Here is a 26,744-nt window from a genome sequence, read left to right as displayed (position 1 = left end):
CTATCCTTTATATTTAGTTATCTCAAATTTTCCTCTATTTAATTGTGACTCCACATTTTCATCTAAAAACTCAATTGTTATTTTATAGTCTTTTTTGAAAACAAAACCAACTAATTCTTTTTGTGAAGTTTTATTATCTTCTATTGTACTATGTTTTTTCCACTCTTCAAATTTTTTCTCATATAAATTTGTAATATTCTTTTCAAAATTATTTCTTGTATAAATCAAATAAATAACTAAAATAAGCAAAATACCAAAAGGTATAATCAAATCATAATTCACAATATTTTCTCACTTCTTTATCTATTTGAAAAATTTCATCTATTGAAGTTGGATTAACATTATTAAATTTTTTTATTGCATTCATTGTAATTTTTGAGATATCTAAAAATCCTATTTGAGAATTTAAAAATTTTGATACTGCAACTTCGTTAGCAGCATTTAAAACTACACCCAAATCAAGATTATTTAATATTTCATCTTTTATTTCCCAAATTGGATATCTTGAAACTTCTATTTTTTTAAACTCAAGATTTCCAATATCAATTAAATTTACAGGTTTTAATATCTGTTCATCACAACGACCAAGTATTGCATAAGCTATTGGAAGTTGCATTGATGTATTAGCAATATGTGCAGTTGTACTTCCATCAACAAAATTTATAAAAGCATGAATGAGTGATTTTGTTTCTATTATTGCATCTAGTTTTCTAATGTCAAAAAGCCAAGCAGCTTCCATTAATTCAAACATTTTATTTGTCATAGTTGCACTATCAATTGTAATTTTATTTCCCATTGACCAATTAGGATGGGCAAGAGCTTCTTTAATTGAAACATTTGAAAGCTTATCAAGTGGATAATCCCTAAAAGATCCACCACTTGCAGTTATCATCATCGAATCAATTTTTTTATCTTGAAGTAAATACCAAAGCCCAAAATGTTCACTATCTATTGGACTTAAATTTTTTTGGTCTATAAATTTTCCAGCAACAACAAGTGATTCTTTATTTGCTAAAGCAATTTTTTTACCACATTCTATAGCTTTTAATGTTGGTTTTAATCCTAAAAATCCAACCAGTGCATTTACAACTGTTTTAGAACTACTATTTTCAATTGCTTCTAAAATAGCAGTTTCTCCAAAAGAAACATTATCATGACAAACTAAAGATATATCTTCTTTTCTATCAATAACAACTTTTTTAGGTTTAAACTCTCTTATTTGTTCATTTAGCAGTTTTATATTTCTTCCTGCAACTAAAACTTCAACATTCAAATCAAATTTTCGTGCAATATTTAAAGTATTTACGCCTATTGAACCTGTACTTCCAAGAAGTATCAAATGATTATCCTTAAAATTACAAGCATCGCAATTGCACCAAATAAATAGCCATCTGTTCTATCTAAAATTCCACCATGACCTGGTAAAATAGAACCACTATCTTTTAATCCTGCTTCTCTTTTTAAGTAACTTTCAAATAAATCACCAAATACTGAAGCAAAAGATACAATAGCTGAAACAATTATTGCGCCAATGATACTTATTTCATTAATAGAAGATAATGTTCCTAAAACAACAGCAAATGCAATTCCACCAATTACACCTTCAACTGTTTTATTTGGACTTGTTTCACAAAATTTTGTTTTTCCAAATGTTCTACCAACAAAATAAGCTCCAATATCAGTACTTGCAACAATTACCAATAACCATAAAAGAGTCATTACTCCATACTCACTATAAAGCGTCAATAAAAATAAAAATGATGCTGTTGGATACAAAAGAGGCAAAAATAGTTTTTGATTCAATGTTCTTTTATAAGCTAATTGTGAAGCATAACCAATTGCTACAATAAAAATCAAATCAATAGGCATTGGATAAAAAAATGCTGCAAACCACAATAAAGCAGTGTAAACGTAAATACTATCACTTTTTAAACTATATAATTTTTTTGATTCAGAAATTGAAATCATTAACATAATTCCAAATACTAACCAAAATAAAAAATATGAATCAATATAGCCAAGTATTAACATAGCTAAAATTAAAACAATTCCTGTTTTTATACGAGTTGAACTCTCGTTTATTATCTCAGACATTTATCAAACCTTAAAGTTAAAAGTTTTTAATTATACTAAATTTTGGCTTTTGGTTACTTTGTTTTGTTTGTTTTAATTAATGTTAGTTTAAATAAGAAACATCCTATTAAAAAATAGGATGTTAAATTAAAAAGATATTAGAATAATCCAGCAATTTGATTTGCTATTTGTTTTTCTAAAATTGGTGTAGCTTCTTGTAATGTTAAATTCATTTTTGTAGCTTCTGCAAATAACATAGTTTTATGTTCTATATAATTTGTCTCATATTGTTGAGCTGTAGCATTAGCCATATTTGAATTTAATTTACCAGATGCATCTGTATTTTTAATATTTCCTGAGAAAGTATTCATAAATCCAGCTTTACCAGAATCACTTACACTTGATTGTCCATTTGCTGTTGCACTTGAAGTATAAACTTTCCCATTTGCTTTTTCTCTAATTAAAATATCAACTTGCATTTGATAAATTGTGTCTTCTGTTGCTTTTGCTAATAAACCTCCAACTAATGCAGCTCCTAAACCAACACCAATTGCTTGTCCTGCTCCACCATTATTATAAGCAGAAATTCCAGCACCAGCTGCACCAGCTGCAACTGCTCCACCTGCTGCGTTATTTTCTTGTTTTTTATCACAATATAAAACATTCATCATTAAAACATAAGTTGCTTGTTCTGGATCTTCTACAATAGTGTATCCTTTTGCTTGAAGCTCAGTTAAAATACTATTTTCAAGATTTATTTTTTGCCCACTTGTGTTTTTACTTGAAACAAAAATTAATCTTTTACTTTTTGCTACAGGATTTATAAATACACTTTGTGTCATTTTTGAACTTGTTTGTAGTTCCGTTGTAGCACAACCTGAAAAAAATAATGCAGATACAGCAATACTCAATCCCAATGTTTTAATTTTATTCATTCCTTCTCCTTATAATTAATAACAAAATTATATTATCAAAATGTCTCTTATATGACTCTTTTTTTTAAACTTAAAATATTTTGTAAAATTTCATTCTTTTAATGTTATATTTAATTCTCTTTAAATTCTTACAACTGTTGTTGTATAAGGATTGTATAAAACATTTGCTCCTACTTGAATTTTAACATTTCTTCTTTGTGTAAAATCTACTTCATAAGTTCCTGAATAATCAACTGAAAATTTTACGCATAAAGTTGCTGCTTGGTTTATCACACTTTGAGGAATTTCTTTTTTTGTATTTTGTACAATTACATGACAAGATGGTCTATCTTTTAAATGAAACCAAAAATCACTTGCTTTTGAATTTTCTAGTAAATAAATATTTTCCCTTTCACTAGAACCCAACATTATTTTATAACCTTCAAAAAAGAAACTTTCAAAAGATTGTGCTTTTTTTGTTTTAGTTTGATTTCTTTCTTTTTTAGGCAATAAAAATTCACACTCTTCAATTGAAGTTGCATTTTTAAGATTATTTATCAATCTTAATAAATAATCTAACTTTTCAGTTAAATTATCTTTTTCTAAAGAGATATTTGATGCTTTTTGTTTCGCTCTTTTTGCTTTTTTAAATAAATCATTTGAATATTTTGAAGCACTTGCTTTTCCTTCTAAATCAATTTCAATTTCAACGCCTTCATAATTATAAACTTTAAAACTTTTTTGATAAGGTTTAATATTATGTAAATTTGACAAAATTAAGTTTGCTTTTTCATATAAACTATTTGATTCAAATTCTAGTTCTTCTTTTTTTGGTAAAGATTCAATAGTCTTTTTTAGTTTTGTCACTTTTTTTTCAATTTGTGAAATTTTTTGTTTTTTGATATTTTCTAAGTTTTCAAGTTCACTTTTTTCATAAATTTCATACAAATAATCTTCAATATTAGTAACCTCTTCCATCTTTGGAATAAAATTTTGTTTTGGAACTTCATCTAACTTATGTCCCACTTTAACAACTCTACTTGAAGAAAATTCATCAATATGTCTTAAGGCTTCAATTACTACTCTATTTTCATCTAAAATGATTATATTTGTGTGTTTTCCTGTAAACTCTAATTGTAATATTGTTGTTAATTTTTTATAAGAAGATGAAGAATTTACTTTAATATTTATAATTTTATCTTCGTTATAAAGCTCAAAATTCTCTATTTTCGAGTTGTTAAATCTTTTTTGTAAACTTACATCAAATGGCGCATTAAAATCTTTTTTAGAAGATAAAATCTTTTTATGCTTAAATATTCTTGCATTTCCTTTAGAAACATCAAAATAGACTATATTTCTATTATTAAATTCAATTATAATTAAATTATTGTCTATTCTCCTTATTGACTTGATATTTTGGGCATTTAAAGATAAATATTGTACTATTTCCTTTAATAAAAAATATTTCATTTTAGTTCACTTTTTATTTAATTTTCTAAGAGCATTTTTATATACATTAGATATAATTGTACCTAATTTTTCATTAGGGAGTATAATATGAAATTATTAAATATAATTATTGCGGGTACATTAGCACTTGGTGTTGCATCAACATCTTTATCAGCTGATGCAGTTAAAGGACAAAAACTTTTTAGTAAATTACTAAAAGAACCTTGTGGGATGACAGGAGCAAAATTTGCTGCAAAACATACACAAGAAGAGTGGAAACAAATCAAAGAATCTGGAAACTTTGAAAAAGAAGTTATTACTATTTGTCCAAATGTAAAAGCAGGAGATGTTAAAGAATCTGCAATGGAACATATTTTTGACTTTACAGTTGAATTTGCAAGTGATTCAGGAAATGTTCCTTCTTGTTAATAATATGTTTTTTCAAGAAATTATTTTAAAGGGTGAGTGAACTTACCCTTTTTTAATGCATTGTCGTAAAATTCAGAAGTCAAATATAAAAGGAATCATATGAAAAAAAATTTAATTGCAATGTCTGTGGTTGCTGCTTTAACTACAACATCATTTGCAAATGACTTAAATAAAGAAATGTACAATCAAATACAAGCATTGAAAGCTCAACTTGATGCATTAGAGAAAAAAATGGCTGAACAAGAAGCTAAACAAAAAACTCAAACACCAGCAGTTACAATAGTTGATGAAAAAAGAATTGAGAAAATTGAAAAAAAACTTGATACAGTTTCAAAAACTGCAACAGCTGCAAAAATTCAAAGTGGAAATGATAATTTAAAATGGGATGTTGATTTTAGAACACAAGTTGATAATATCCAATATAAACATGTTGATGGTTCAAAATCTAAAAATAACGCACTTCTAACAAATAGATTATGGTTAGGTATGGGATACAAAGCAGATGATAATTCATCATTCCATGGTAAATTATCTTATAACAAAGCTTTTGGAGATACAGCTGATCATGGCCAATCAAATACAAATCCAGGTTATGCAAACTTTGACTGGGTTACAAATGAAAATGCAACAGATAATAGTATAAAATTAAAAGAAGCTTATTGGTTATATCAAAAAGAAAAATTATTTGGAGCTGATATTCCATGGGCAGCATCAGTTGGAAGACGACCTTCAACAGATGGTTTACCAATCAATATTAGAAATGATCAACAACCAAACTCTCCGCTATCACATACAGTTGATGTTGAATTTGATGGTTTCTCACTTAAATTTGATACACAAAGTTTAACTGGACTTACAGGTTCTTGGTTTAAAATCTGTGGAGGAAGAGGTTTAACAAATGCAACTCCAAGATTTGATATGTTCAGCCCAGCTTATTCAACTGATGATGATAAAAATGTTGATGTTGATATGTTAGGATTTATTGCTGTACCATATGATGATGGTCAATATTCTGTTCATATGCAATATTCACATGCTTGGAATTTAATTGGATTTGATGGACAATCTTTATCAAACTTTAATAACGCTTATGGGTCATATGTAATGAATCCATCTGCGAATACTGCATATAATTTACAAATGGCTACTCCTTCTTTTAAAGATGTTGGTGATATTGATTTAGCAACGGTTTTATTTAAAACTGAAGGAATTGGAAATGGTATTTCTGATTATTTAGATAATACTATTGCTTTTGCTTCATTTGCAATGAGTAAAACAAATCCAAATGATATTCCAGGTGGAATGTTAGGTTCAACTGATTCTGAAAATGGATATTCTGTTTGGTTAGGAGTAAATGCACCTTGTCCAATCGATCCAGACAATGCAAAAATAGGATTTGAATGGAATAAAGGAAGTAAATACTGGAGATCTATGACTTATGGCGAAGACACATATGCTGGAAGTAAAATTGCAACAAGAGGTCAAGCTTGGGAAGTTTATAGAACTCAAAAATTAACTAAAGCTTTAAGTTTTGGTGTTAGTTATGTATTTATGGATTATGACTACACAGGTTCAAACTCATTCTTTGGAGCTGATGGAACACCTGTAGCTATTTCTGAAGCGGCAGGAAGTGCAGTATCTGAAGCACAAGATGTTAGAGCTTATATGAGATATAAATTCTAATTTTATAAAATAAAAGAGGTTTCCTCTTTTATTTTAAATCATATTTATCAAATTTATAAATAATTTTTTCAGCTAATTCAATCATTTTTATATTTAAATTTTTAAACTCTTTATTTTTCATTTTAACTAATAAATCATCGTAAATATGTGAATAAGGATATAAAATAAAATATATATATTCTTTAGAACGAGATTCTTTATTTAATTCTTTAAACCAAAGAGCAAGAAGTGAAAAATAAAGCATTGAAGGATTAAAAGATTCATTTTCTTTCAAGTTTTTTGATATTTCTTTATTTATAAAATTGTATCCATCTAAAATAGCTTTAATTCTATAATGTTTTCTATTTTGTATATAATAATTTTCAGGAAATGTTACGTTCAAAATTTGTTTTAACATATCATTTCCAATATCATTAAAATTGTCAATAATCTCTTTATCAATACCATAATTATTAGTATCAATCTTATCTTTATATGACAAAATTAAATCTTTACAAAATAACAATAAACTTTCTGTTTTTATTTTTGATACATTTAAAATCATAGCCAATTGTAACAAAATTTCACTAAATTAAATCATATCTCATTAAGTTTAAGTCATTTTGAGGTAAAATAAACATAATTTAATAAATAATTAAGAAAAAAAGGAAATTATTGGAACCTATTGGAATATTAAAAGATGGTCAAATTTATGACCTTCAAACTGCAGAAGCGCTAAATATCCAAGGAGAAGAGATAAAAGCTGATGATTCAAAAGAATCTTTAGATATTTTAAGACACTCATGTGCACACTTAATGGCTCAGGCTATCAAAGAACTTTATCCTGAGGCAAAATTCTTCGTTGGACCAGTTGTAAAAGAAGGCTTTTACTATGATTTCAAAGTAGAAAGTAAAATTTCAGATGACGATTTACCTACTATTGAAAAGAAAATGAAAGAAATTGCGGATAGAAAACTTCCTATCACAAGACATGAAACCTCAAAAGAAAAATTCTTTGAAAAGTTTAAAAATGATGAATTAAAACAAGCCGTTCTAAAAAATATCAAAGATGAAACTTTAACAATCTATAAGCAAGGTGATTTTGAAGATTTATGTAGAGGTCCTCACTTACCAAATACAAGAATGATTAGAAGTTTCAAATTAACAAGAGTAGCTGGAGCTTATCTTGGCGGTGATGAAAAGAATGAAATGATTACGAGAATCTATGGAATTGCGTTCTTTGATAAACAAGCACTTTTTGATTATACAAGAATGCTTGAAGAAGCTAAAAAAAGAGACCATAGAAAATTAGGAACAGAATTAGAACTATTTACATTTAATGATGATGTTGGTGCTGGTCTGCCTATGTGGTTACCAAAAGGTGCAAGATTAAGAAGTAAATTAGAACACCTACTTTATAAAGCGCACAGAATTAGAGGTTATGAACCTGTTCGAGGACCTGAAATTTTAAAAGCAGAAATGTGGAAAATATCTGGTCACTATGCAAACTATAAAGAAAATATGTATTTTACTACTATTGATGATCAAGAGTATGGAATAAAACCAATGAATTGTGTTGGACATATTCAAATATTTAAAAATAATCTTGTTTCATATAAAGAACTACCAAAAAAACTTTTTGAATATGGTGTTGTTCATAGACATGAAATGAGTGGAGCTATGCATGGATTATTTAGAGTAAGAGAATTTACTCAAGATGATTCACATATATTTTGTACACAAGATCAAATAAAACAAGTTATTTTTGAAGTATTAGAGTTTGTTGATACTTTATTAAAAGTTTTTGATTTTAAATATGAAATTGAAGTTTCTACAAAACCTGAAAAAGCTATTGGTGATGATATTTTTTGGGAAAAAACTACAAAAGGTATTATGGATGCTTTAGATGAAAATAATATCTCTTATGGAATTGATGAAGGTGGTGGAGCTTTCTATGGTCCAAAAATTGATATTAAAATTCTTGATGCTATTGGAAGAAAATGGCAATGTGGTACAGTTCAAGTTGATATGAATTTACCTTCAAGATTTGAAGTTGAATATATAAATGAAAAAGGTGAAAAAGAACAACCTGTTATGATTCATAGAGCTATACTTGGTTCTTTTGAAAGATTTATTGGTATTTTAACTGAACACTGTGCGGGAGAATTTCCATTTATAATTGCTCCAACACAAGTTATTTTTGTGCCAATTGCTGATTCTCATATTGAATATGCAAAAGAATTACAAAAATGTTTATTAGAAGATGATATGGATTCTGAAATTTACAACATGAATGAAAGTTTAAATAAAAGAATTAGAATGGCAGAAAAGCAAAGAGTTCCAATGATAGTTGTTATTGGAGATGAAGAAGTTGCTAATAAATCTGTTGCATTAAGAAATAGAAGAACTAGAGAACAATCAAACATGAGCAAAGAAGAATTTATTTCAATGCTAAATGAAATCAAAAACGGGAGCAAAATTTGAGTAAAGACAAAAGAAAAGATGATGTAATCATGAATGAAATGATTACATCAAAAGAAGTTAGGTGTACAAGTGATGAGGGGACGAATTATGGAATTATTTCTACTTCTGATGCATTAAATCTTGCAGATGAAATGGGCTTAGATTTAGTTTTAGTTGCACCTGATGCAAAACCACCTGTTGCGAAAATTATGGATTATGGTAAATTTAGATACCAACAAGAAAAAAAGAAAAAAGAAGCTAAAAAGAATCAAAAAGTTATTGTAATAAAAGAGATTAAACTTTCAGTAAAAATTGCTGAAAATGATATCAATTACAAAGTTAAACATGCAAGAGAATTTTTGGATGAAGGAAATCATGTTAAATTTAGAGTTTTCTTAAAAGGTAGAGAAATGGCTAATCCTCAATCAGGAATTGATGTACTAAACAGAATTTGGCCTATGCTAGAAGACATTGCTATTATGGATAAAGAACCTAAACTTGAAGGAAGATACGTAAATCTTATGGTTCTTCCTAAAAAAGACTAAACTCACAATAAAAGAAGAAGTAAAACTCTTCTTTTCTCCCCTTAAATTTTTACATTTAAACTTAAACTAAACAAAATTTCAGTAAAATCCAAAACTTTTTCATTAATATTATGAAAATGCAAATTTATAAGGAGGATTCTTCAATGCCAAAAATGAAAACTGTTAGTGGCGCTTTAAAAAGATTTAAAGTGAAGAAAAATGGGTCAATTAAAAGAGGTTCAGCTTTTAGAAGCCATATCTTAACTAAAATGACTCAAAAAAGAAAAAGAAACCTACGAGGACCAAAAACTGTACATAGTACAGATGCTGGAAGAATACTTGTAGCATTATGTAAAGCGTAATTACTTAAAATTTAAGTAATTTTTGTCCCTCCATCAAAGATGGAAAAGTTCAGCTTATTGCTGACACCTTATTAGAAATAATGGTTAAGAAAGGAAATATATATGCCTAGAGTTAAAACTGGTGTTGTTAGAAGAAGAAGACATAAGAAAGTATTAAAAGCTGCTAGAGGATTCTTCAGTGGAAGAAGAAAACACTTTAGAAAAGCTAAGGAACAATTAGAAAGATCTTTAGTTTATGCTTTTAGAGATAGAAGACAGAAAAAAAGAGATATTAGAAAATTATGGATTATAAGAATCAATGCAGCTTGTAGATTAAATGATATTAACTACTCAAGATTCATGAACGGATTAAAATTATCTGGTTTAGAATTAGATAGAAAAATTTTAGCTGATATGGCTATGAATGATTCTGCTGCATTTGCATCATTAGTAGTTACTGCTAAAGCTGCACTAAAATAAATTTGCAAAAACATAAAAAAGGGTAGAAAGTTTCTTTCTACCCTTTTTTTTTATTTAAAATATTTTTTTACTTTTTTCTCAAAATTAATCTAAAAACAAACCTCGGTATTAATAACAATATATAAATAATAATTGAAAAAAATAAAGGATGTAAAAATCCAAATCCATATACAGATGAATTGGGCAATGCAGAAAAATGTTCAAGAGGATAATTTAAAAACTCTTTGTAATGCATTCCTATACTTAAGAGTATAAGAACACATAAAAAAATTGTTAATTCATTTTTCAAGAATTAACCTTATGCTTTGCCACTTAACATACCATACTGTGTCATAGGTTTTAATAAATAAACTTTTAATAACCACCAAATATATCTTTCTTGTGTTGGATCAAGAGGGAAAGATGGAGTTGGTTTTGCTGTCCAATCAAACTCAGCTAACATTACTTTTCCTATATCAGTTATTAAAGGACAAACTGTATAACCAGCATATTTTGCTGTTGGCTCTTTTCCTTCCATTACGGCAATTAAATTATCAACCAATACTTTATATTGTTTTCTTACACTTCCTCCTGTTTTGCCCATAGGAACAGCGGCAATATCACCTAATGAAAAAATATTTTTATATTTTACATGTTGCAATGTTTCTTTATTAACAGGTACCCACCCTTTAGCTGAACCAATTGCAGATTTTCCTATTTCATCTGGAGCTTTTTGTGGAGGTGTAATATGTAAGAAATCAAATGGTACTTCAATGTTTTGATGTTTAGTTACCATTTCATACTCTTCTAGATCTTTATCATATGCACCTTTTTCTTGCCAGTGTTTGTCAAAAGTTGCAATTTTTTTATTTATATCAACTGCAATTAAATTGTGATTAAAATTCCATTTCATATCTCTTGCTATAAATTGTTTTTCAATTGCATCTGCATACTCTTTTACACCAAATAATTTTCCGCTATCTGCATAAAATGTTAATTCGGCATTCGCTCTTGCTTTTGCTTCATTTAATCTAGCATTTGTTAAATACATAACTTTCTTTGGTGCTCCACCGCATTTTATTGCAGTATTTGGGTCAGTGAACACACCTTTTACTTTTTGTCCATCTTTTGCTTTTTGTACAAATTTTTGCATTTGTTCCCACATAGCAACAGCAGAATCAACATTATAAACAGATGTAACACCAGAATCGCCAAATACTTTTAGTATTTTAGAAGCATCTCCTGCTGTATAAGCATCTCCTATCTCTTCTAGTCCTTTAATCGCACCATAGTCTAATGCTATTCCAGCAGTTACAATTAAAAAGTCATAAGTTAATGTTTCCCCTGATTCTAATGCAACTTTATTTGCTTCTGGATTAAAATCAATTGCTTTATCTTTTAAAAGAGTTACACCTTTTGGTAAAAAATCTTTTGTATTGTAATCAATATCTTCTTTTTTGTAAATTCCTGAGGCAACTAATGTAGTCCCAGGTTGATATGTTACTGATTTTGGATTTGGTTCAACAATTGTAATATCAGGATTTGATAAATGATTAACTAATCTTGCTGCAGTTGAAATACCAGCCAATCCCCCTCCAATAATCACAATTTTCCCTGTTGCTTCACTCGCTTTTGCCTCTGTATTTGCTTCTGCATTAGTTCCTGAAAATAAATAAGCTGCTGAACCTAATCCTGCTAACTTAAAAGCTTCTCTTCTTGAAATTCCAGCTTTTTTTATCTCTGAATCAACTAGTTCTAGTGCTTCTTCTAGTTCATTTTTTGCCATTTTAATTTCCTTTTTTTTATAAAAACTATGTCTATAGAATAACAAAAAAGATATAATAAGCCACTTATATATTAGTTGTTAAAATTTATAAGAATTATTATTTTTATTTATATAAGATAATGATTTTTCATATTCATTTTTATTATTTATGTTCATAAATTCATCATCATTAGAAAATTTTATAATTTTATGTAAATTATTTTTTATCAAATAAAAAATTTTATGTATATCTTTTTTTAGCATTGTTTTAATAGTTAAACTTATATTTGAAGAGAATACACCACATAAATTATGTATTTTTTCAGTTTCAGCTACACATATATCTACATCAATTGATTCATCAATAATTCTTTTTATTGAATCTATAGTTACAAATGGAGTATCAACAGTTATTATAAAAATTTTTTGATTATTTAATTTCTCAAAAATTGTATCTAATGCAAGTATTGGAGAATATATATCTTTATTTTCATCTAAAATAAGTGTTGTTTCATCAATAAAATCAAATTTATTCGTTTTTGAAGAGATATAAATATCTTTAAAATAAGGTTTTAATCTTTGGTATTGATATTCAATTATAGAATTATTATGAAGAAAAGTGAGAAGAGATTTATCTTCTCCCATTCGTGAGCTTTTACCTCCACTTAAAATTACACAAGGTATTTCAAATGGAAGTATATCCATTATAAGCTTCTTGGATCTGTTATATATCCTGAAATTGCAGATGCTGCAGCAACTGCTGAATTTGCTAAATAAATTTTTGAACTTCTTGAACCCATTCTTCCAACAAAGTTTCTGTTAGTTGTAGAGATACAAACTTCTCCATCTCCTAAAATCCCCATATATCCACCTAAACATGCTCCACATGTAGGATTTGAAACAACTGCTCCAGCATCAACTAAAGTGTCAATGTAACCAAGTTTTGTTGCTTCTCTAAGAATTTTTTGAGTTCCAGGAGTTAAGATAAGTCTTACATGACGTGCTACTTTTTTACCTGCTAAAATTTCTGCAGCCATTTTAAAGTCACTTAATCTTCCATTTGTACATGATCCTATAAATACTTGATCAACTCTAATATTATCACTAACTGCTTGAGAAACTGAGTGACCATTTGATGGTAAGAAAGGATATGCAATAACTGGTTCTAATTTTGCTACATCTATTTCAATAACTTGACAATAGTTTGCATCATCATCAGAATAGTGAATTTTTGGTTCAGCTCTTAATCCACCATTTGCAGCACTTACTTTATCTAAGAATTCTTTTGTAATTTCATCATATGCAACAATACCATTTTTTGCACCTGCTTCAATAGCCATGTTACATAAAGAGAATCTATCATCCATTGATAAATATTGAATTGTATCACCAGTAAATTCTAAAGCTTTATATAAAGCTCCATCAACACCTAAAATTCTAATAATTTCTAAAATTAAATCTTTTCCTGTAACAAATGGTGCTGGTTTACCTTTGAATACTACTTTGATTGATTCTGGAACTTTAAACCAGTTACCACCTGTAATCATTCCAAAAGAGATATCTGTACTTCCCATACCTGTTGAGAAAGCACCTAATGCACCATGAGTACATGTATGTGAATCTGCTCCAATAATAACATCACCTGGGATTACTAAACCTTTTTCTGGTAATAATGCATGCTCAATTCCCATATCTTTTTCATCAAAGAAATTTTTTAAATTGTGTTTCATTGCAAAATCTCTTGAGATTTTTGCTTGGTTAGCTGAAGCTATATCTTTTGCTGGGATAAAGTGGTCTAAAACAATTGCAAAACCATCTGGATTAGCAAGTTTTTCAAAACCACCATCTTCAAAAGCTCTAATTGAAATAGGAGTTGTAATATCATTTCCAATTACCATATCAATTGGACTTCTTACGATTTCACCTGCATATACAACTTTTCCTACATGTTCACTAAAAATTTTTTCTGTTATTGTTTGACCCATAAAATATTCCTGTCATTTTCTAAAATTTGTTGGATTATATCTAAATTTATTTTAAGCTACAAATCTAGTATTAAATCTCGTTTTTCTTCTTTTCTTCTCTTGATTGCTTAATTTGCTTGTAAATTATTATAACTACACCTAAATCTATAATAACATCTGCAAAGTTAAAAATTGCAAATTCAAACCAATGATGCCAATAAAAATAATCAACTACTCCACCATAAGTAAATCTATCAAGTATATTTGATAATCCACCAGCAAAAAGTAATGCTATTGGCACATAATACTCTTTAAAAATATCTTTATTCATAAATAAATAAATCATTGCTATTAAAACTATTGATAATTGAATATATTTCAAATAATGCTCTAAAAAAGAGAACATTGAAAATGCTACTCCATAATTATATGCCAATTTTAAAGACATATAAGGACCATCAACATCCCAACCTAAATTTGCAAAACCATATTTAACAACTTGGTCTATTATAAATACAACTACAAATATAGTTGCTGCAATTTTTAACTCTTTTTTCATAATGCTTTTTTAAAAAATGATATTAAAGTTTGTATTCCATCTTCAACATCTTTTTTATTTTTACCTTCTAAAAGAAGTCTTATTTTATTTTCAGTTCCAGAATATCTAATCAAATCTCTTAAACCTTTATCTCTTAAAGGTTTTAAAAGTTCGTCTAAACCTTTAATTTCATTTAATGGTATTTTTTCACTAACTTTCATATTATGTAAAATTTGAGGATACAATTCAAATGGATTTAAAACTTCACTTGCTTTTTTTCCAGATTTAATAATCAATGCTAAAACTTGTAAAGCAGATGCTAATCCATCTCCTGTTTTTGCTACATCTGAAAAAATAATATGTCCACTTTGTTCACCACCAAAGTTTATGCTTTTTTCTTTCATAACTTCTAAAACATATTTATCTCCAACATTAGATCTAAGTAGTTTTATTTTATGACTAGCTAAATAATCTTCTAAAGCTTTATTTGACATAACAGTTGCAACACAGCCATTGCCTTCTAAAAGATTTTCGTTTTTTAAATAAGCACAAAGTGCACCTATTAATTTATCACCATCGACAATTTCACCATTTTCATCAACAACAACCAATCTATCCGCATCACCATCTAAAGCTAATCCAATATCAGCTCTATACTCTTTTACTAATTTTGCCACAGTTTCTGGATGCATTGCTCCACAATTATCATTTATATTAAATCCATTTGGTTTATTATTAATTGTTATTACATCTGCACCTAACTCTTCTAAAATCGTTGGCCCTACTTTGTATGCTGCTCCGTTTGCACAATCAAGAACAATTCTAAGACCTTTTAGAGTTAAATCTTTAGGAAAAGAACTTTTAATTGAAACAATGTATCTTCCAATAACATCATCAATTCTTTTTGATGAACCAATTTCTTTACCAGTTACTTGCTCATTTGTCATTAATTCAACATCACTAAATATTTTTTCAATCTCTTCTTCAGCAGCAATACTTAACTTATCACCATGATTGTCAAAAAATTTAATACCATTATCTTCAAAAGGATTGTGAGATGCACTTATCATAATTCCTGCGTCACATCTCATACTTTCAGTTAAGTATGCAATTGCAGGTGTTGGCATTGGTCCAATTTGAATTACATCATATCCAACAGCAGTCAATCCACTTACAAGTGCATTTTCTATCATATAACCACTTCTTCTTGTATCTTTTCCTACAAGAATTTTTTTAGTTGTTGAATGCTTTCTAAAATAGATTCCAGCAGCTTTTGCTAATTTCAATACTGTAATTGCATCTAAGAAATCACCTGCCTTACCTCTAACGCCATCTGTTCCGAATAGTTTCATTAAACCTTCCTAAAATTAAACTCTCTTTAAGTTACTTTGGGTAATATTCTACCCTTAAAATTTTTACAAAGAGGTTAAAAAAATGGCAAATCATAAATCTTGCGAAAAAAGAGCTAGACAAACAAAGATTAAGACTGAGAGAAATAGATTTTATAAAACTAGAATCAAAAACGTAACTAAAAATGTATTATCTGCAATTGAAATAGCAGATAAAGAAAAAGCTGTAGAAGCTATGAAAGCAGCAAACAAATACCTACATCATTGTGTATCAAAAGGTATTTTAAAACAAGGTACTGCTGCAAGAAGAGTTAGTAGATTACAAGTAAAAGTTAACGCTATATAATTTATGTTAAAAGATAAACTACAACCATTTATCAACAGATTTGAGGAAATTAATGAATTATTAATGTCTCCAGATATTACTGCTGATATAAAAAGAATGACTGATCTTTCAAAAGAACAGTCAAGTATTCAACCTATTGTTTCTAAAGCTAGAGAATATATTAAATTAATAGATAATATTGAAGAAAATAAACTTATGCTAGATGATCCTGAACTTGGAGACTTAGCAAAAGAAGAGTTAAAAGAATTAGAAATAAAAAAACCAAAGCTTGAAGAAGATATTAAATTTTTAATGATTCCTAAAGATCCTAATGATGATAAAAATATCTATTTAGAATTAAGAGCTGGTACAGGTGGAGATGAAGCTGCAATATTTGTAGGTGACTTATTTAGAGGTTATTTAAGATATGCAGAAAACAATGGTTGGAAAGTTGAAATTATGAGTTCAAGTGAGAGTGAATCTGGAGGATACAAGGAAATAGTTATTCTTGTTAAAGGTGACCACGTTTATTCAAAACTAAAATTTGAGGGTGGTACTCATAGAGTTCAAAGGGTTCCAGCAACTGAATCTCAAGGACGAGTTCACACATCAGCAATTACTGTTGCAGTTATGCCTGAAGTTGATGATGTTGAAGTTGAAATTGATCCTAATGATTTAAAAATTGATGTTATGAGAGCCAGTGGAAATGGTGGTCAATCTGTAAATACTACAGACTCGGCTGTTAGAATCACTCATATTCCATCTGGTATAGTAGTAACAAACCAAGATCAAAAATCTCAACATAAAAATAAAGACAGAGCTATGAAAGTTTTAAAAGCAAAACTTTATGAAATTGAGATGCAAAAGAAAATGGAAACAGAAGGTGCTACTAGAAAAGAGCAAGTAGGTACTGGTGATAGAAGTGGAAGAATTAGAACTTATAACTATCCACAAAATAGAATCAGTGATCATAGAATCAACTTAACTCTTTATAGACTTGACTACATCATGAATGATGGTTTATTTGATGAAGTAATTGATCCTCTTATTGCTGATCATCAATCTAAACTTATCGAAGCTAATGGATTATAATCCATTAGCTTTTTTTATCTATGATAGAACTAAATACAACTTATATTCACTACAAAAATAAAAAATTTTATATTCCTCTAAATTTCTGTAAGATACAAGAAAATGACATTTGGGTAAAAGCAGTTATTTATAAACCTGAAAATAACGAAGAACTTTTCGTAAGAACTTACCAAGAATTTCAAGAAAAATTTATTAAACAACAAAACTAACTATTCCTTATAGTAACCAAAATGTAACCAACTAACATTAAACTTTCACGGTAAAAAAAATTATCGGAGATAAAAATGACTTTCAAAAAAACATCTATGGCTTTAATTGCAAGTGCTTTATTAGCAACTACGTTAAGTGCAAGAGACCAAATTAAAATTGTTGGTTCTTCTACTGTATATCCTTTTTCATCATCAGTAGCTGAAGAATTTGGAGCTACTACAAAATTTCCTACTCCTGTAGTTGAATCAACTGGTACTGGTGGAGGAATGAAACTATTTTGTGCTGGTGTTGATTTAAATACTCCAGATATCACAAATGCTTCAAGAAGAATGAAAGACAAAGAATTTAAAATGTGTGAAGAAAATGGTGTAACAGATATCACTGAAGCATTAATTGGATTTGATGGTATTGCAATTGCTCAATCTGCAAAAGTTAAAGGGTTCAATGTAACAAAAGAACAATTAGCATTAGCAGTAGCTCAAGAAGTTCCATCAAAAGATGGTAAAACATTAATTGCAAATCCATATAAAAAATGGTCAGATATTGATGCATCTTTACCAAATAGAGAAATTATTGTTTACGGACCACCTAAATCATCTGGGACAAGAGACTCTTTTGAAGAATTAGTATTACAACATGTATTTGAAAAAATGCCAGTTTATACTGATTTATATAAAGCTGATGAAAAAGCAAATAAAAAATATAAAGCTTATTCTGTTTTAAGAACAGATGGTGTTTATGTTGAGTCTGGTGAAAATGACAACTTAATCGTTCAAAAATTAACTAAAAATGAAGCTGCAATTGGTATTTTTGGATATTCATTTTTAGAAGAAAACAAAGATAAAGTTGTTGGATTAAGTATCGAAAATACTATGCCAACTGTTGAAACAATTTCATCTGGTAAATACCCAATTGCTAGATCTATGTATTTCTATATTAAAAATCAACACGCAAAAGATGTTCCAGCATTAAAAGATTATACGAACTTATTTATGTCTGAAAAAATGATTGGAAGTGATGGTATCTTAACTGAACTTGGTCTTGTATCATTAACTGATGATGTAAGAGCAGCTGCAAGAACAAAAGTTATGAATAACGAAAAAGTAACTTTAGAATCTTTAAAACATTAATTATAAAAAAAGAAAGAGTTTTTCTCTTTCTTTATCTTAACATGCAAATTACATTATTAAGTTTTTATCTGTTAACGCGAACAAAGAGATAAAAACTTAATAATGTAATTTTTAGGAAAACTATGCCAAATTGGACTGAAATAATAGAAAAACTTGATTATGCTTTTCAGCCTATAATCTATTCTCATAGTGGCAAAATATATGCAGTTGAAGCATTATTACGAAATACTAATTTAATTCCAGAATTAACATCAATTGATGATTTATTTAACCTAGCTTTTAATGATGATTATTTATATGAACTTGATTTACAACTAAGAGAAAAGGCTATAAGTAAATTTTCAAAAATTAAAATAGATAATATAAAACTTTTTTATAATCTTGACAATAGAATAATTTATAATAAAAAATATTCTCAAGGAAATACTGCAAAAATTTTAAAAAAATATGGTTTAAATAAAGATAGAATCTGTTTTGAATTAAGTGAAAAAGGAACAGCAATAGAACAAAATGCCCTTTCTACTATGATTCAAAAATATAAACAAAGTAGCTATACAATTGCAATTGATGATTTTGGGATTGGTGTTTCAGGATTAAAACTTTTATATTTTAGTGAAGCAAACGTTATAAAATTAGATAGATTTTTTATTACAAATATTGACCAAGATTCAAAGAAAAAACTTTTTTGTTCTTCTATTATTGAAATGGCGCATATTATGGGAATGCAAGTTGTGGCAGAAGGAATTGAAACAGCAAAAGAGTTTTATACTTGTAAAGATATTGGTGCAGATTTTATTCAAGGTTATTTAGTTCAAAGACCAACTTTACAAATAAATGATATTACAAGTACATATTTAAATATCATCACATTAATAAATGATGATAAAAGATTAAATGCAACTAATATTATTAATGATGAATTTATAGAAGAAATTACACCTTTAAGCGTAAACACTTCTTTATATGATTTATTTGTTCACTTTAAAGAAAATACTAAAATACATTTTGTTCCAATTATTGATGAATTTGCAAACTTTTTAGGAATTATCTATGAAAGCGATATAAAAAAAATCTCTTATTCTCAATATGGATTATCACTTGCACAAAATCAAACTGTTTCTTCAACATTAATAAAATATATAAAACCTGCTTTATCTGTGGAAATTTCTTGGGGCATAGATAAAATACTTGAAATGTATAATTTAAAAGCAAATGATTCTTTAGGTATATTTATAACTGATTCAGACAAGTATAAAGGTTTTATAAATTTAAATTCTCTTTTAACTTTATCTTATAAAAGAAATATTGAAATAGCAACAAATCAAAATCCTCTTACTAAACTTCCAGGGAATAATCAAATTGAGAAATTTATAGAAAAAAGTTTAAAAAAGAATCAAAAAGTTATAACTCATATAATCTATTTTGATTTTAATGATTTTAAACCTTTCAATGATATTTATGGCTTTAGACAAGGAGACCGTGCAATTTTAATTTTTTCAGAACTATTACAAAAACGTTATCCAAAAGATGCTTTTATTGCACATATTGGTGGAGATGATTTTTTTGTAGGATTGAAAAATTATGAATATAAAGAAGTTTATGATTTAACAGCAGAAATTCAAGAAGAGTTTAAAAATAGTGCTAAAAATATCTATTCAAAAGAAGACAAAAAGAATGGATATATCATTTCAAAAGATAGATTTAATATGGAAAGAAAATTTGATTTATTATCTGTATCTTCTGCAATTATGGAAATAAATGGTGAATCAAATATAAATAATTTTGACAACTCCTTAAATATCTTAAAAAAAGCATCCAAAGGTTCAGACAAACCAATTTCTAGCATCTTGTAATGTAACCATTATGTAATCAACTTTAATTAAAATTTTACAAAATTTAATATAAAGGCAAAAGTATTGAGCACTTTTGAATCGAGAAAAAAACAGAGAGAACTTATTGAAAAATTAATCAAAATTGGGCTTATTTGTGCAGCAGCAATCTCAATTTTAACTACTTTTGGTATTTTATTCTCAATTTTATTCGAAGCCATCGAATTTTTCAAATTAAGAAGTTTTTGGTATTTTATAACTGGTACAGTTTGGAGTCCAGGAGTTGTTGGTAGCCAATTTGGAGCACTTCCAATTTTTGCTGGAACATTTGTAATTACTTTAATTGCATTAGCTGTTTCTATTCCTATTGGGCTTGGTAGTGCTATTTATATGAGTGAATATGCAAGTCCAAAATTAAGAGATTATTTAAAACCTTTACTTGAAGTTTTAGCAGGTATTCCAACAGTTGTTTATGGATTTTTTGCTGCAATTACTGTTGCACCTTTTGTTGTTAAAGTAGCAGAATCAGTAGGATTAGAAGCTACATTTAATAGTGCTTTAGCTTCTGGTATTGTTATGGGAATTATGATTATTCCAGTAATTTCATCTTTATCAGATGATGTTATTCGTGCTGTTCCAGATAGTCAAAGAAAAGCAGCATTTGGATTAGGAATGACTCATGGAGAAACAATAAAAAATATTGTTTTACCTTCTGCAATGCCAGGAATTATTTCTGCATCTCTTTTAGCTTTATCAAAAGCTTTAGGTGAAACAATGATTGTTGTTATGGCAGCAGGACTTAGACCAAATCTTTCTTGGAATCCTCTTGAAGATATGACAACAGTTACTGTAACTATTGTAAATTCACTGGTTGGAGATTTTGAGTTTAATTCACCTGAAACTCTATCAGCATTTGCCTTAGGATTAATACTATTCATAGTAACTTTAATTCTAAACATGATTTCGTTGTCCCTAATTAGAAAATTCAAAGAAAAATATAAAGTGAATACATTATGATAAAAAGAAAAAAGAAAAACAAACAAACTAATCCATTTTATGACCCTACTTTAAAAAGTAGACATGCAAGTGCAGCAAGATTTAAAAAGTTTACATTAACTTCACTAATTTTTTCTGTTGCTTTTTTAGTATTTTTCCTTTTTGATATTGTAGGAAAAGGTGTACCTGCATTTAAAATTGCCTATGTAAAAGTTGATGTTACTTTTAATGCTAAATCAATAGATGATTCAAGATTTGCTGTTGAAAAGAAATTCAGAGATATTGTTTCAAGAGCTTGGCTTAGAGATATTCCTGTTTTGATAAAACAACATCCTGAATACATGGATTCAACTCAACATCTTTGGGTTTTAGCAGATGATCAAGTTGATCAATATCTAAAAGGGCATAACCACAAATTAAAAGACAAAGAGATTGCAATTGTTGATGAATTATATGCACAAGGATTAATAGAAAAAAAATTTAATACTATTTTCTTTACTAATGGTGATTCAAAAATTCCAGAATATGCAGGACTTTATTCAGCAATTATTGGTTCTGTTTTAACATTAATTATTACAATGCTTGTTGCATTCCCAATTGGAGTTATGACTGCAATTTATCTAGAAGAGTTTGCAGGAGATAATAAATTTACAAGATTTATTGAAATAAACATCAATAACCTTGCAGCTATTCCTTCAATACTATTTGGTCTTTTAGGTCTTGCAATATTTATCAATCTTTTTGGAATGCCTAGAAGTTCCCCACTTGTTGGAGGTTTAACTCTTGCGCTTATGACATTGCCAATTATTATTGTAAGTTCAAGGGCCGCACTAAGAGCTGTTCCTGATAGTATAAGACAAGCTGGTTATGGATTAGGATTAAATAAAATTCAAGTTACAAAAGACCATGTTTTACCTTTAGCATTTCCAGGAGTTTTAACTGGTTCTATTATTGGGTTAGCACAAGCTATGGGAGAGACTGCACCATTGATTATTATAGGAATGATTGCATTTATTCCTGATGCTCCTTCAATGGTTACACAAGCATCAACTGTTATGCCAGCGCAATTGTTTACTTGGGCTGGAATGCCAGAAGGTATGTATGTTGAAAAAACTGCTGCTGGAATTATGGTGTTATTAACAATCTTAATTTCATTAAATGCTATTGCAATTTATTTGAGAAAAAAATTAGAAGTTAAATGGTAAGAAGGAAAATAAAAAATGATTACAAATGATAATAAAAGTAAAATTGATGTTAGGAACTTGAACTTATTTTATGGTTCAAATCAAGCATTATTTGATATTACAGCAGATTTATATGAAAATAAAATAACAGCACTAATTGGACCTTCTGGTTGTGGAAAATCAACATTTTTAAGATGTATAAACAGAATGAATGATTTGATTCCAATAGTAAGAATAGATGGTTCAATTATAATTGATAACAAAAATATTTATGATAAAGATGTTGATGAAGTAAGTGTTAGAAAAAAAATTGGAATGGTATTTCAACAACCAAATCCTTTTCCAAAATCAATTTATGACAATGTAGCTTACGCTCCACTAAAACATGGGATTATTAAAAAAGGTAAAGAGTGTGATGAGTTAGTTGAAACTTCTTTAATAAAATCTGGTTTATGGAATGAAGTAAAAGATAAATTAACTCAACCTGGAACTTCACTTAGTGGAGGTCAACAACAAAGACTTTGTATTGCAAGAACAATTGCCGTTAGACCAGAAGTTATTTTAATGGATGAACCAACATCTGCACTTGATCCAATAAGTACAGAAAAAATTGAAGCTTTAATGCTTGAATTAAAACAAGATTACACAATTATCACTGTTACTCACAATATGCAACAAGCAGCAAGAGTTGCAGATTATACAGCATTTTTCCATTTAGGAAAATTGATTGAATATGATGAAACAGAAACTATTTTTGTTAATCCACATAATAAAAAAACAGAAGATTATATTACAGGGAGATTTGGATAATGTTAAAGCCTTATGAATCAAAATTACAAAATATTAAAGACGAAATTCTAAAAATTGGTGTTGATGTTGTTGAAGCATTAGAAATATGTTTGAATGCATTAGAAGAGAGAAAAATAGAAGATTTAGCAAATGTAAGTGTTACAGAAAAGAAACTTCTAATTAAATCAAATGAAATTGATAATATCATTGTTACAACTCTAGCTTTGTATTCACCTGAAGCAAAAGATTTAAGACAATTAGTTTCATTTCTAAAAATTACAAATGAATTAGTAAGAACAGGAGCAAATGCAAAAGATTTTGCAAAAATGTTCAAAAAATCATATTCTGAAGATTTAAATACAAGTATGATTTTAGAATATGCCGTTCCATTATTAAAATCAGCTCTTTTATCACTTAAAACATCAATTTCAATTATTGATGAAACAAATGCTGCTCATATTGAAGAAAAATATCATAGAGTTATTGTTGAAGAGAGTAAAACAGATGATTTATATTTAATGATTGAAAAAAATATTTTAAAACTAATCACAAAAAAACTTGATTTATCTAAAGAGTATTTTGATACTTTAAGTGCATTAAGAAGATTAGAGAAAATTGCAGATAGAGCTGTTTCTATAGCAAATCTATTACAATTTGCACAGATAGGAGGAGATATAGTACAATCATAATCTTTATGGTATACTTTCTCTCATGAAAAAAGCTATTAATAAAATTAAAGCATACTTTAGTACAAATTTTGAAGTTCTTGCAGCTTCTATTATATTTATTGGAATAATTGCTTCAGGTAAAGAATTTTACAAAGCAATTATTTTAATGTTAGAATTTATTGTAATCATGGAAGTTGTAAAAATGGTCTCTGATTTTATCAAAAAAGAGACTTTACGACTTCGATATATTATTGATATTTTCATCATATTTTTAATCCGAGATGTTATTATATTAACAACAAATAAAGGTAGAGATTACTTTGATATTAGTTTTCTATTATTTGTAATCTTTGTTTTTTTTATGTTTAGAATACTTGCTATTAAATTTTCACCAGGTGTTATAAAAATTTCAAGAGATACCGTTATTGAATATGATGATGAAAGACCAAATAAAAAAGTTGTCCCTAAAAAAGAGTTAAATCCTGATGAATAATAAACTTATTTTAATTGTTGAAGATGAAGAAGATATTTTAGAACTTCTTGAATATACCTTACAAAAAGAAGGTTATGAAACTATTGGTTTTTTAACAATTGATAAAAATGTTAGAAAGATTTTAGATGAAGAACAAATTGATTTGATTTTAATGGATAGAAATCTTCCAGGAATTGAAGGAACAAGCTTTATCAATGAAATAAAACAACAAGGTTATTCTAATCCTGTTATTTATGTAAGTGCAAAAGATAATGATGAAGATATTATTGAAGGTTTTGATTCTCATGCAGATGATTACATAACAAAACCTTTTAATATTAAAGAACTATGCGCAAGAATAAAAGCTGTTATCAAAAGAAGTTCAAAAGAAGTAGATATTTTAAAAGTAAAAGATATTGTTTACAAATCTTCAAATAAAAAATTTTTTATAAATGATAAAGAAGTCGAATTAACACATCTTGAGCATGATTTATTATTAGAATTTATTAAAAACAAAGATATTTTGATGACAAGAGAACATTTATTAAATAAAGTTTGGGAAGACTCTTTTGATAAAAAAGAAAAAACAGTAAATGTTGCAATAAAAAGATTAAAAGCTAAAATTGACCCTAAAGGAACAAAAGATTATATCAGATCAATTAGGGGTGAAGGTTATATTTTTTGTTAAAAATACATCAACTTTTTTTAAGAACTTATATAACAATTTTTGCTGCTATTTTAATTACTCTCACTTTAGTTACTTACTTTTGGGCAAAAAACTTATATTTAAATCAGATAGAAAAAAATCTTATACAAAATATTGATACCTTATCTATTGTTCTAAAAAATTCAAATAATATGAATAATATTAGAAGCATAGTAAGAGATTTACATACAAAATTAAATTTAAGAATTACAATAATTGATGAAAGTGGTAATGTTATAGCAGAAAGTGATAAAGATTTAGCTCATATAAATAATCATGCAAATAGAGTTGAAATAATTCAAGCAAAAAATGTAGGAATTGGAAAAGATACAAGAAATTCTGAAACTGTACAAAAACAGTTATTGTATATTGCAAAAAAAATCAATATAGATACTTCTATATATTATATAAGAATGGCAGATTATACAAATAAAATCACTGATAATTTTATGAAATTGACTCTTGAAATTTTTATGTATATAACATTTTTTCTAATCATTGCTTTTTTAGCTACTTACTTTATTAGTTTACGAATAAAAAAAGAGACTGATAATGTTTTATATTTTTTAACTCAATTAACAAATAAAAAAACTTCTTTTCCACTAAAATCAACATATACTTATGAATTTTATAAAATTACAAAACTTTTAAATAAAGTTGCAATGAAATTATCAAAAAAAGAGAAACAAAAAGCAAAACAAACAGCAAAACTAAAACTTTCAAATAGACAAAAAGATGAAATAATATCTGCAATTTCCCATGAATTTAAAAATCCAATCGCAATAATCTCAGGTTATAGTGAAACCATATTAAATGATGAACAAATACCTCAAATTATGAAAAATAAATTTTTAACAAAAATTCATACAAATGCAAATAAAATGTCTCAAATTATTGATAAATTAAGACTAACATTAAAACTTGAAGAAGGAAAACAAGAACTACTTTTAATTCCTTGCTCTATGAAAAAATTGATTGAAAATTGTATTAGTGATTTAAAAGATAAATATAAAAATAGAGATATCTTAATTGTAGGAGACGATATAAGTTTAAAAGTTGATGAAACACTTATTTCTATGGCTATTTCTAATCTAATAGAGAATGCTTTGAAATATTCTGAAAATGAAGTTATTGTAAATATTTCTGAAACTTCAATTTGTATTGTCGATAAAGGAATAGGTATAGAAGAAAAAGAGTTGGAAAATATCAATCAAAAATTCTACCGAATTTCAAATAATGGATGGAATAACTCTTTAGGTTTAGGTCTTTTTATTGTTCAATCTATTTTAAATTTACATAATTTTAGGCTTGAAATCAAGTCTGAAATAAAAAAAGGTTCTCAATTTTATATAAATTATTAAAATATACTTAATTTAAGTATATTTTAAGTATTAGTACACTATTATTGCACCT

General features: G+C 27.5%; 29 protein-coding genes. 18 read left to right on the top strand and 11 right to left on the bottom strand.

The window, feature by feature from the left end; all coding sequences use genetic code 11:
• The 5 genes from ABLL_RS01395 to ABLL_RS01375 form a co-directional block, all read right to left on the bottom strand.
• Positions 1-282: a hypothetical protein gene (locus ABLL_RS01395; RefSeq protein WP_014472992.1), complete on the bottom strand. Its 282-nt coding sequence runs from the start codon at positions 280-282 to the stop codon at positions 1-3.
• A complete protein-coding gene (gene dxr / locus ABLL_RS01390) occupies positions 272-1,339 on the bottom strand; it encodes a 1-deoxy-D-xylulose-5-phosphate reductoisomerase (protein WP_014472991.1) in 1,068 nt (355 codons plus the stop codon). The genes ABLL_RS01395 and dxr overlap by 11 nt, the downstream gene beginning before the upstream one ends.
• Positions 1,336-2,094 (bottom strand): phosphatidate cytidylyltransferase, encoded by a 759-nt coding sequence (locus ABLL_RS01385; RefSeq protein WP_014472990.1) that lies wholly within the window; start codon positions 2,092-2,094, stop codon positions 1,336-1,338. Before ABLL_RS01385 ends, dxr begins: the two co-directional genes overlap by 4 nt.
• A 137-nt stretch (positions 2,095-2,231) precedes the next feature.
• On the bottom strand, positions 2,232-3,008 hold the full coding sequence (locus tag ABLL_RS01380) for a complement resistance protein TraT (protein ID WP_014472989.1): 777 nt from the start codon (positions 3,006-3,008) through the stop codon (positions 2,232-2,234).
• Between the two features lie 120 nt (positions 3,009-3,128).
• Positions 3,129-4,457 (bottom strand): NFACT RNA binding domain-containing protein, encoded by a 1,329-nt coding sequence (locus ABLL_RS01375; protein ID WP_014472988.1) that lies wholly within the window; start codon positions 4,455-4,457, stop codon positions 3,129-3,131.
• Between the two features lie 87 nt (positions 4,458-4,544).
• Here ABLL_RS01375 and ABLL_RS01370 point away from each other — a divergent pair, with 87 nt between their 5' ends.
• Positions 4,545-4,865 (top strand): hypothetical protein, encoded by a 321-nt coding sequence (locus tag ABLL_RS01370; RefSeq protein WP_014472987.1) that lies wholly within the window; start codon positions 4,545-4,547, stop codon positions 4,863-4,865.
• Positions 4,866-4,964: 99 nt separating this feature from the next.
• Positions 4,965-6,548 carry a DUF3373 family protein gene (locus ABLL_RS01365; RefSeq protein WP_014472986.1) on the top strand — a complete coding sequence of 528 codons (1,584 nt, stop codon included), beginning with the start codon at positions 4,965-4,967 and terminating at the stop codon, positions 6,546-6,548.
• A 28-nt stretch (positions 6,549-6,576) separates the two neighbouring features.
• Here the strand turns inward: ABLL_RS01365 and ABLL_RS01360 are convergent, their stop codons facing one another.
• A complete protein-coding gene (locus ABLL_RS01360; protein ID WP_041654992.1) occupies positions 6,577-7,092 on the bottom strand; it encodes a hypothetical protein in 516 nt (171 codons plus the stop codon).
• A gap of 110 nt (positions 7,093-7,202) precedes the next feature.
• Between ABLL_RS01360 and thrS the strand changes: the two genes are divergently transcribed.
• The 4 genes from thrS to rplT all read left to right on the top strand — a co-directional run bounded on the left by thrS (position 7,203) and on the right by rplT (position 10,335).
• The gene (gene thrS, locus ABLL_RS01355; protein WP_014472984.1) at positions 7,203-9,011 is read left to right on the top strand and encodes a threonine--tRNA ligase; all 1,809 of its coding nucleotides are present in this window, start codon (positions 7,203-7,205) and stop codon (positions 9,009-9,011) included.
• On the top strand, positions 9,008-9,535 hold the full coding sequence (infC, locus tag ABLL_RS01350) for a translation initiation factor IF-3 (RefSeq protein WP_014472983.1): 528 nt from the start codon (positions 9,008-9,010) through the stop codon (positions 9,533-9,535). Before thrS ends, infC begins: the two co-directional genes overlap by 4 nt.
• A 143-nt stretch (positions 9,536-9,678) precedes the next feature.
• Positions 9,679-9,876, top strand: coding sequence for a 50S ribosomal protein L35 (rpmI, locus tag ABLL_RS01345; RefSeq protein WP_014472982.1), 198 nt, complete (start codon positions 9,679-9,681; stop codon positions 9,874-9,876).
• A gap of 102 nt (positions 9,877-9,978) precedes the next feature.
• Positions 9,979-10,335, top strand: coding sequence for a 50S ribosomal protein L20 (gene rplT, locus ABLL_RS01340; protein ID WP_014472981.1), 357 nt, complete (start codon positions 9,979-9,981; stop codon positions 10,333-10,335).
• A 298-nt stretch (positions 10,336-10,633) separates the two neighbouring features.
• Here the strand turns inward: rplT and ABLL_RS01330 are convergent, their stop codons facing one another.
• The 5 genes from ABLL_RS01330 to glmM form a co-directional block, all read right to left on the bottom strand.
• Positions 10,634-12,100 (bottom strand): NAD(P)/FAD-dependent oxidoreductase, encoded by a 1,467-nt coding sequence (locus ABLL_RS01330; protein ID WP_014472980.1) that lies wholly within the window; start codon positions 12,098-12,100, stop codon positions 10,634-10,636.
• A gap of 78 nt (positions 12,101-12,178) precedes the next feature.
• Positions 12,179-12,784: a molybdenum cofactor guanylyltransferase MobA gene (gene mobA, locus ABLL_RS01325; protein WP_014472979.1), complete on the bottom strand. Its 606-nt coding sequence runs from the start codon at positions 12,782-12,784 to the stop codon at positions 12,179-12,181.
• The gene (locus tag ABLL_RS01320) at positions 12,784-14,064 is read right to left on the bottom strand and encodes a 3-isopropylmalate dehydratase large subunit (RefSeq protein ID WP_014472978.1); all 1,281 of its coding nucleotides are present in this window, start codon (positions 14,062-14,064) and stop codon (positions 12,784-12,786) included. Before ABLL_RS01320 ends, mobA begins: the two co-directional genes overlap by 1 nt.
• Before the next feature lie 70 nt (positions 14,065-14,134).
• Positions 14,135-14,602, bottom strand: coding sequence for a signal peptidase II (gene lspA / locus ABLL_RS01315; protein WP_014472977.1), 468 nt, complete (start codon positions 14,600-14,602; stop codon positions 14,135-14,137).
• The gene (glmM, locus tag ABLL_RS01310) at positions 14,599-15,933 is read right to left on the bottom strand and encodes a phosphoglucosamine mutase (RefSeq protein WP_014472976.1); all 1,335 of its coding nucleotides are present in this window, start codon (positions 15,931-15,933) and stop codon (positions 14,599-14,601) included. Before glmM ends, lspA begins: the two co-directional genes overlap by 4 nt.
• A gap of 82 nt (positions 15,934-16,015) precedes the next feature.
• Here glmM and rpsT point away from each other — a divergent pair, with 82 nt between their 5' ends.
• The 12 genes from rpsT to ABLL_RS01250 all read left to right on the top strand — a co-directional run bounded on the left by rpsT (position 16,016) and on the right by ABLL_RS01250 (position 26,692).
• Positions 16,016-16,276, top strand: coding sequence for a 30S ribosomal protein S20 (rpsT, locus tag ABLL_RS01305; protein ID WP_014472975.1), 261 nt, complete (start codon positions 16,016-16,018; stop codon positions 16,274-16,276).
• Between the two features lie 3 nt (positions 16,277-16,279).
• Positions 16,280-17,347: a peptide chain release factor 1 gene (gene prfA / locus ABLL_RS01300; RefSeq protein ID WP_014472974.1), complete on the top strand. Its 1,068-nt coding sequence runs from the start codon at positions 16,280-16,282 to the stop codon at positions 17,345-17,347.
• 20 nt (positions 17,348-17,367) lie between these two features.
• Complete coding sequence (locus tag ABLL_RS01295) at positions 17,368-17,556, top strand: DUF1653 domain-containing protein (protein ID WP_014472973.1); 189 nt, start codon at positions 17,368-17,370, stop codon at positions 17,554-17,556.
• A gap of 75 nt (positions 17,557-17,631) precedes the next feature.
• Positions 17,632-18,687, top strand: coding sequence for a substrate-binding domain-containing protein (locus ABLL_RS01290; protein WP_014472972.1), 1,056 nt, complete (start codon positions 17,632-17,634; stop codon positions 18,685-18,687).
• A gap of 122 nt (positions 18,688-18,809) precedes the next feature.
• Positions 18,810-20,540: a GGDEF domain-containing protein gene (locus ABLL_RS01285; protein ID WP_014472971.1), complete on the top strand. Its 1,731-nt coding sequence runs from the start codon at positions 18,810-18,812 to the stop codon at positions 20,538-20,540.
• A gap of 63 nt (positions 20,541-20,603) precedes the next feature.
• Positions 20,604-21,533, top strand: coding sequence for a phosphate ABC transporter permease subunit PstC (gene pstC, locus ABLL_RS01280; RefSeq protein ID WP_014472970.1), 930 nt, complete (start codon positions 20,604-20,606; stop codon positions 21,531-21,533).
• The gene (gene pstA / locus ABLL_RS01275; RefSeq protein ID WP_041654990.1) at positions 21,533-22,717 is read left to right on the top strand and encodes a phosphate ABC transporter permease PstA; all 1,185 of its coding nucleotides are present in this window, start codon (positions 21,533-21,535) and stop codon (positions 22,715-22,717) included. The genes pstC and pstA overlap by 1 nt, the downstream gene beginning before the upstream one ends.
• A 15-nt stretch (positions 22,718-22,732) precedes the next feature.
• Entirely contained in the window at positions 22,733-23,506 is a 774-nt protein-coding gene (pstB, locus tag ABLL_RS01270) for a phosphate ABC transporter ATP-binding protein PstB (RefSeq protein ID WP_014472968.1), read from the top strand.
• A complete protein-coding gene (locus ABLL_RS01265) occupies positions 23,506-24,174 on the top strand; it encodes a PhoU domain-containing protein (RefSeq protein WP_014472967.1) in 669 nt (222 codons plus the stop codon). Before pstB ends, ABLL_RS01265 begins: the two co-directional genes overlap by 1 nt.
• Before the next feature lie 22 nt (positions 24,175-24,196).
• Complete coding sequence (locus ABLL_RS01260) at positions 24,197-24,646, top strand: phosphate-starvation-inducible PsiE family protein (RefSeq protein ID WP_014472966.1); 450 nt, start codon at positions 24,197-24,199, stop codon at positions 24,644-24,646.
• Complete coding sequence (locus ABLL_RS01255) at positions 24,639-25,313, top strand: response regulator transcription factor (RefSeq protein ID WP_014472965.1); 675 nt, start codon at positions 24,639-24,641, stop codon at positions 25,311-25,313. The genes ABLL_RS01260 and ABLL_RS01255 overlap by 8 nt, the downstream gene beginning before the upstream one ends.
• Complete coding sequence (locus ABLL_RS01250) at positions 25,307-26,692, top strand: ATP-binding protein (protein WP_014472964.1); 1,386 nt, start codon at positions 25,307-25,309, stop codon at positions 26,690-26,692. Before ABLL_RS01255 ends, ABLL_RS01250 begins: the two co-directional genes overlap by 7 nt.
• The last annotated feature ends 52 nt before the right edge of the window (positions 26,693-26,744 follow it).

It is taken from the genome of Arcobacter sp. L (assembly GCF_000284235.1).
Classification (GTDB): domain Bacteria; phylum Campylobacterota; class Campylobacteria; order Campylobacterales; family Arcobacteraceae; genus Aliarcobacter; species Aliarcobacter defluvii.
The sequence above is the reverse complement of the archived record's forward strand: the minus strand, read 5'-3'. Positions and strand labels throughout refer to the sequence as shown.

Bases quoted from the DNA above. Each gene is read 5' to 3' on its own strand.
- ABLL_RS01385 (WP_014472990.1), bottom strand. From the start codon at position 2,094: ATGTCTGAGATAATAAACGAGAGTTCAACTCGTATAAAAACAGGAATT.
- ABLL_RS01380 (WP_014472989.1), bottom strand. From the start codon at position 3,008: ATGAATAAAATTAAAACATTGGGATTGAGTATTGCTGTATCTGCATTA.
- ABLL_RS01375 (WP_014472988.1), bottom strand. From the start codon at position 4,457: ATGAAATATTTTTTATTAAAGGAAATAGTACAATATTTATCTTTAAAT.
- ABLL_RS01370 (WP_014472987.1), top strand. From the start codon at position 4,545: ATGAAATTATTAAATATAATTATTGCGGGTACATTAGCACTTGGTGTT.
- ABLL_RS01365 (WP_014472986.1), top strand. From the start codon at position 4,965: ATGAAAAAAAATTTAATTGCAATGTCTGTGGTTGCTGCTTTAACTACA.
- ABLL_RS01360 (WP_041654992.1), bottom strand. From the start codon at position 7,092: ATGATTTTAAATGTATCAAAAATAAAAACAGAAAGTTTATTGTTATTT.
- rpmI (WP_014472982.1), top strand. From the start codon at position 9,679: ATGCCAAAAATGAAAACTGTTAGTGGCGCTTTAAAAAGATTTAAAGTG.
- rplT (WP_014472981.1), top strand. From the start codon at position 9,979: ATGCCTAGAGTTAAAACTGGTGTTGTTAGAAGAAGAAGACATAAGAAA.
- ABLL_RS01330 (WP_014472980.1), bottom strand. From the start codon at position 12,100: ATGGCAAAAAATGAACTAGAAGAAGCACTAGAACTAGTTGATTCAGAG.
- mobA (WP_014472979.1), bottom strand. From the start codon at position 12,784: ATGGATATACTTCCATTTGAAATACCTTGTGTAATTTTAAGTGGAGGT.
- ABLL_RS01320 (WP_014472978.1), bottom strand. From the start codon at position 14,064: ATGGGTCAAACAATAACAGAAAAAATTTTTAGTGAACATGTAGGAAAA.
- lspA (WP_014472977.1), bottom strand. From the start codon at position 14,602: ATGAAAAAAGAGTTAAAAATTGCAGCAACTATATTTGTAGTTGTATTT.
- glmM (WP_014472976.1), bottom strand. From the start codon at position 15,933: ATGAAACTATTCGGAACAGATGGCGTTAGAGGTAAGGCAGGTGATTTC.
- rpsT (WP_014472975.1), top strand. From the start codon at position 16,016: ATGGCAAATCATAAATCTTGCGAAAAAAGAGCTAGACAAACAAAGATT.
- prfA (WP_014472974.1), top strand. From the start codon at position 16,280: ATGTTAAAAGATAAACTACAACCATTTATCAACAGATTTGAGGAAATT.
- ABLL_RS01295 (WP_014472973.1), top strand. From the start codon at position 17,368: ATGATAGAACTAAATACAACTTATATTCACTACAAAAATAAAAAATTT.
- ABLL_RS01290 (WP_014472972.1), top strand. From the start codon at position 17,632: ATGACTTTCAAAAAAACATCTATGGCTTTAATTGCAAGTGCTTTATTA.
- ABLL_RS01285 (WP_014472971.1), top strand. From the start codon at position 18,810: ATGCCAAATTGGACTGAAATAATAGAAAAACTTGATTATGCTTTTCAG.
- pstB (WP_014472968.1), top strand. From the start codon at position 22,733: ATGATTACAAATGATAATAAAAGTAAAATTGATGTTAGGAACTTGAAC.
- ABLL_RS01265 (WP_014472967.1), top strand. From the start codon at position 23,506: ATGTTAAAGCCTTATGAATCAAAATTACAAAATATTAAAGACGAAATT.
- ABLL_RS01260 (WP_014472966.1), top strand. From the start codon at position 24,197: ATGAAAAAAGCTATTAATAAAATTAAAGCATACTTTAGTACAAATTTT.
- ABLL_RS01255 (WP_014472965.1), top strand. From the start codon at position 24,639: ATGAATAATAAACTTATTTTAATTGTTGAAGATGAAGAAGATATTTTA.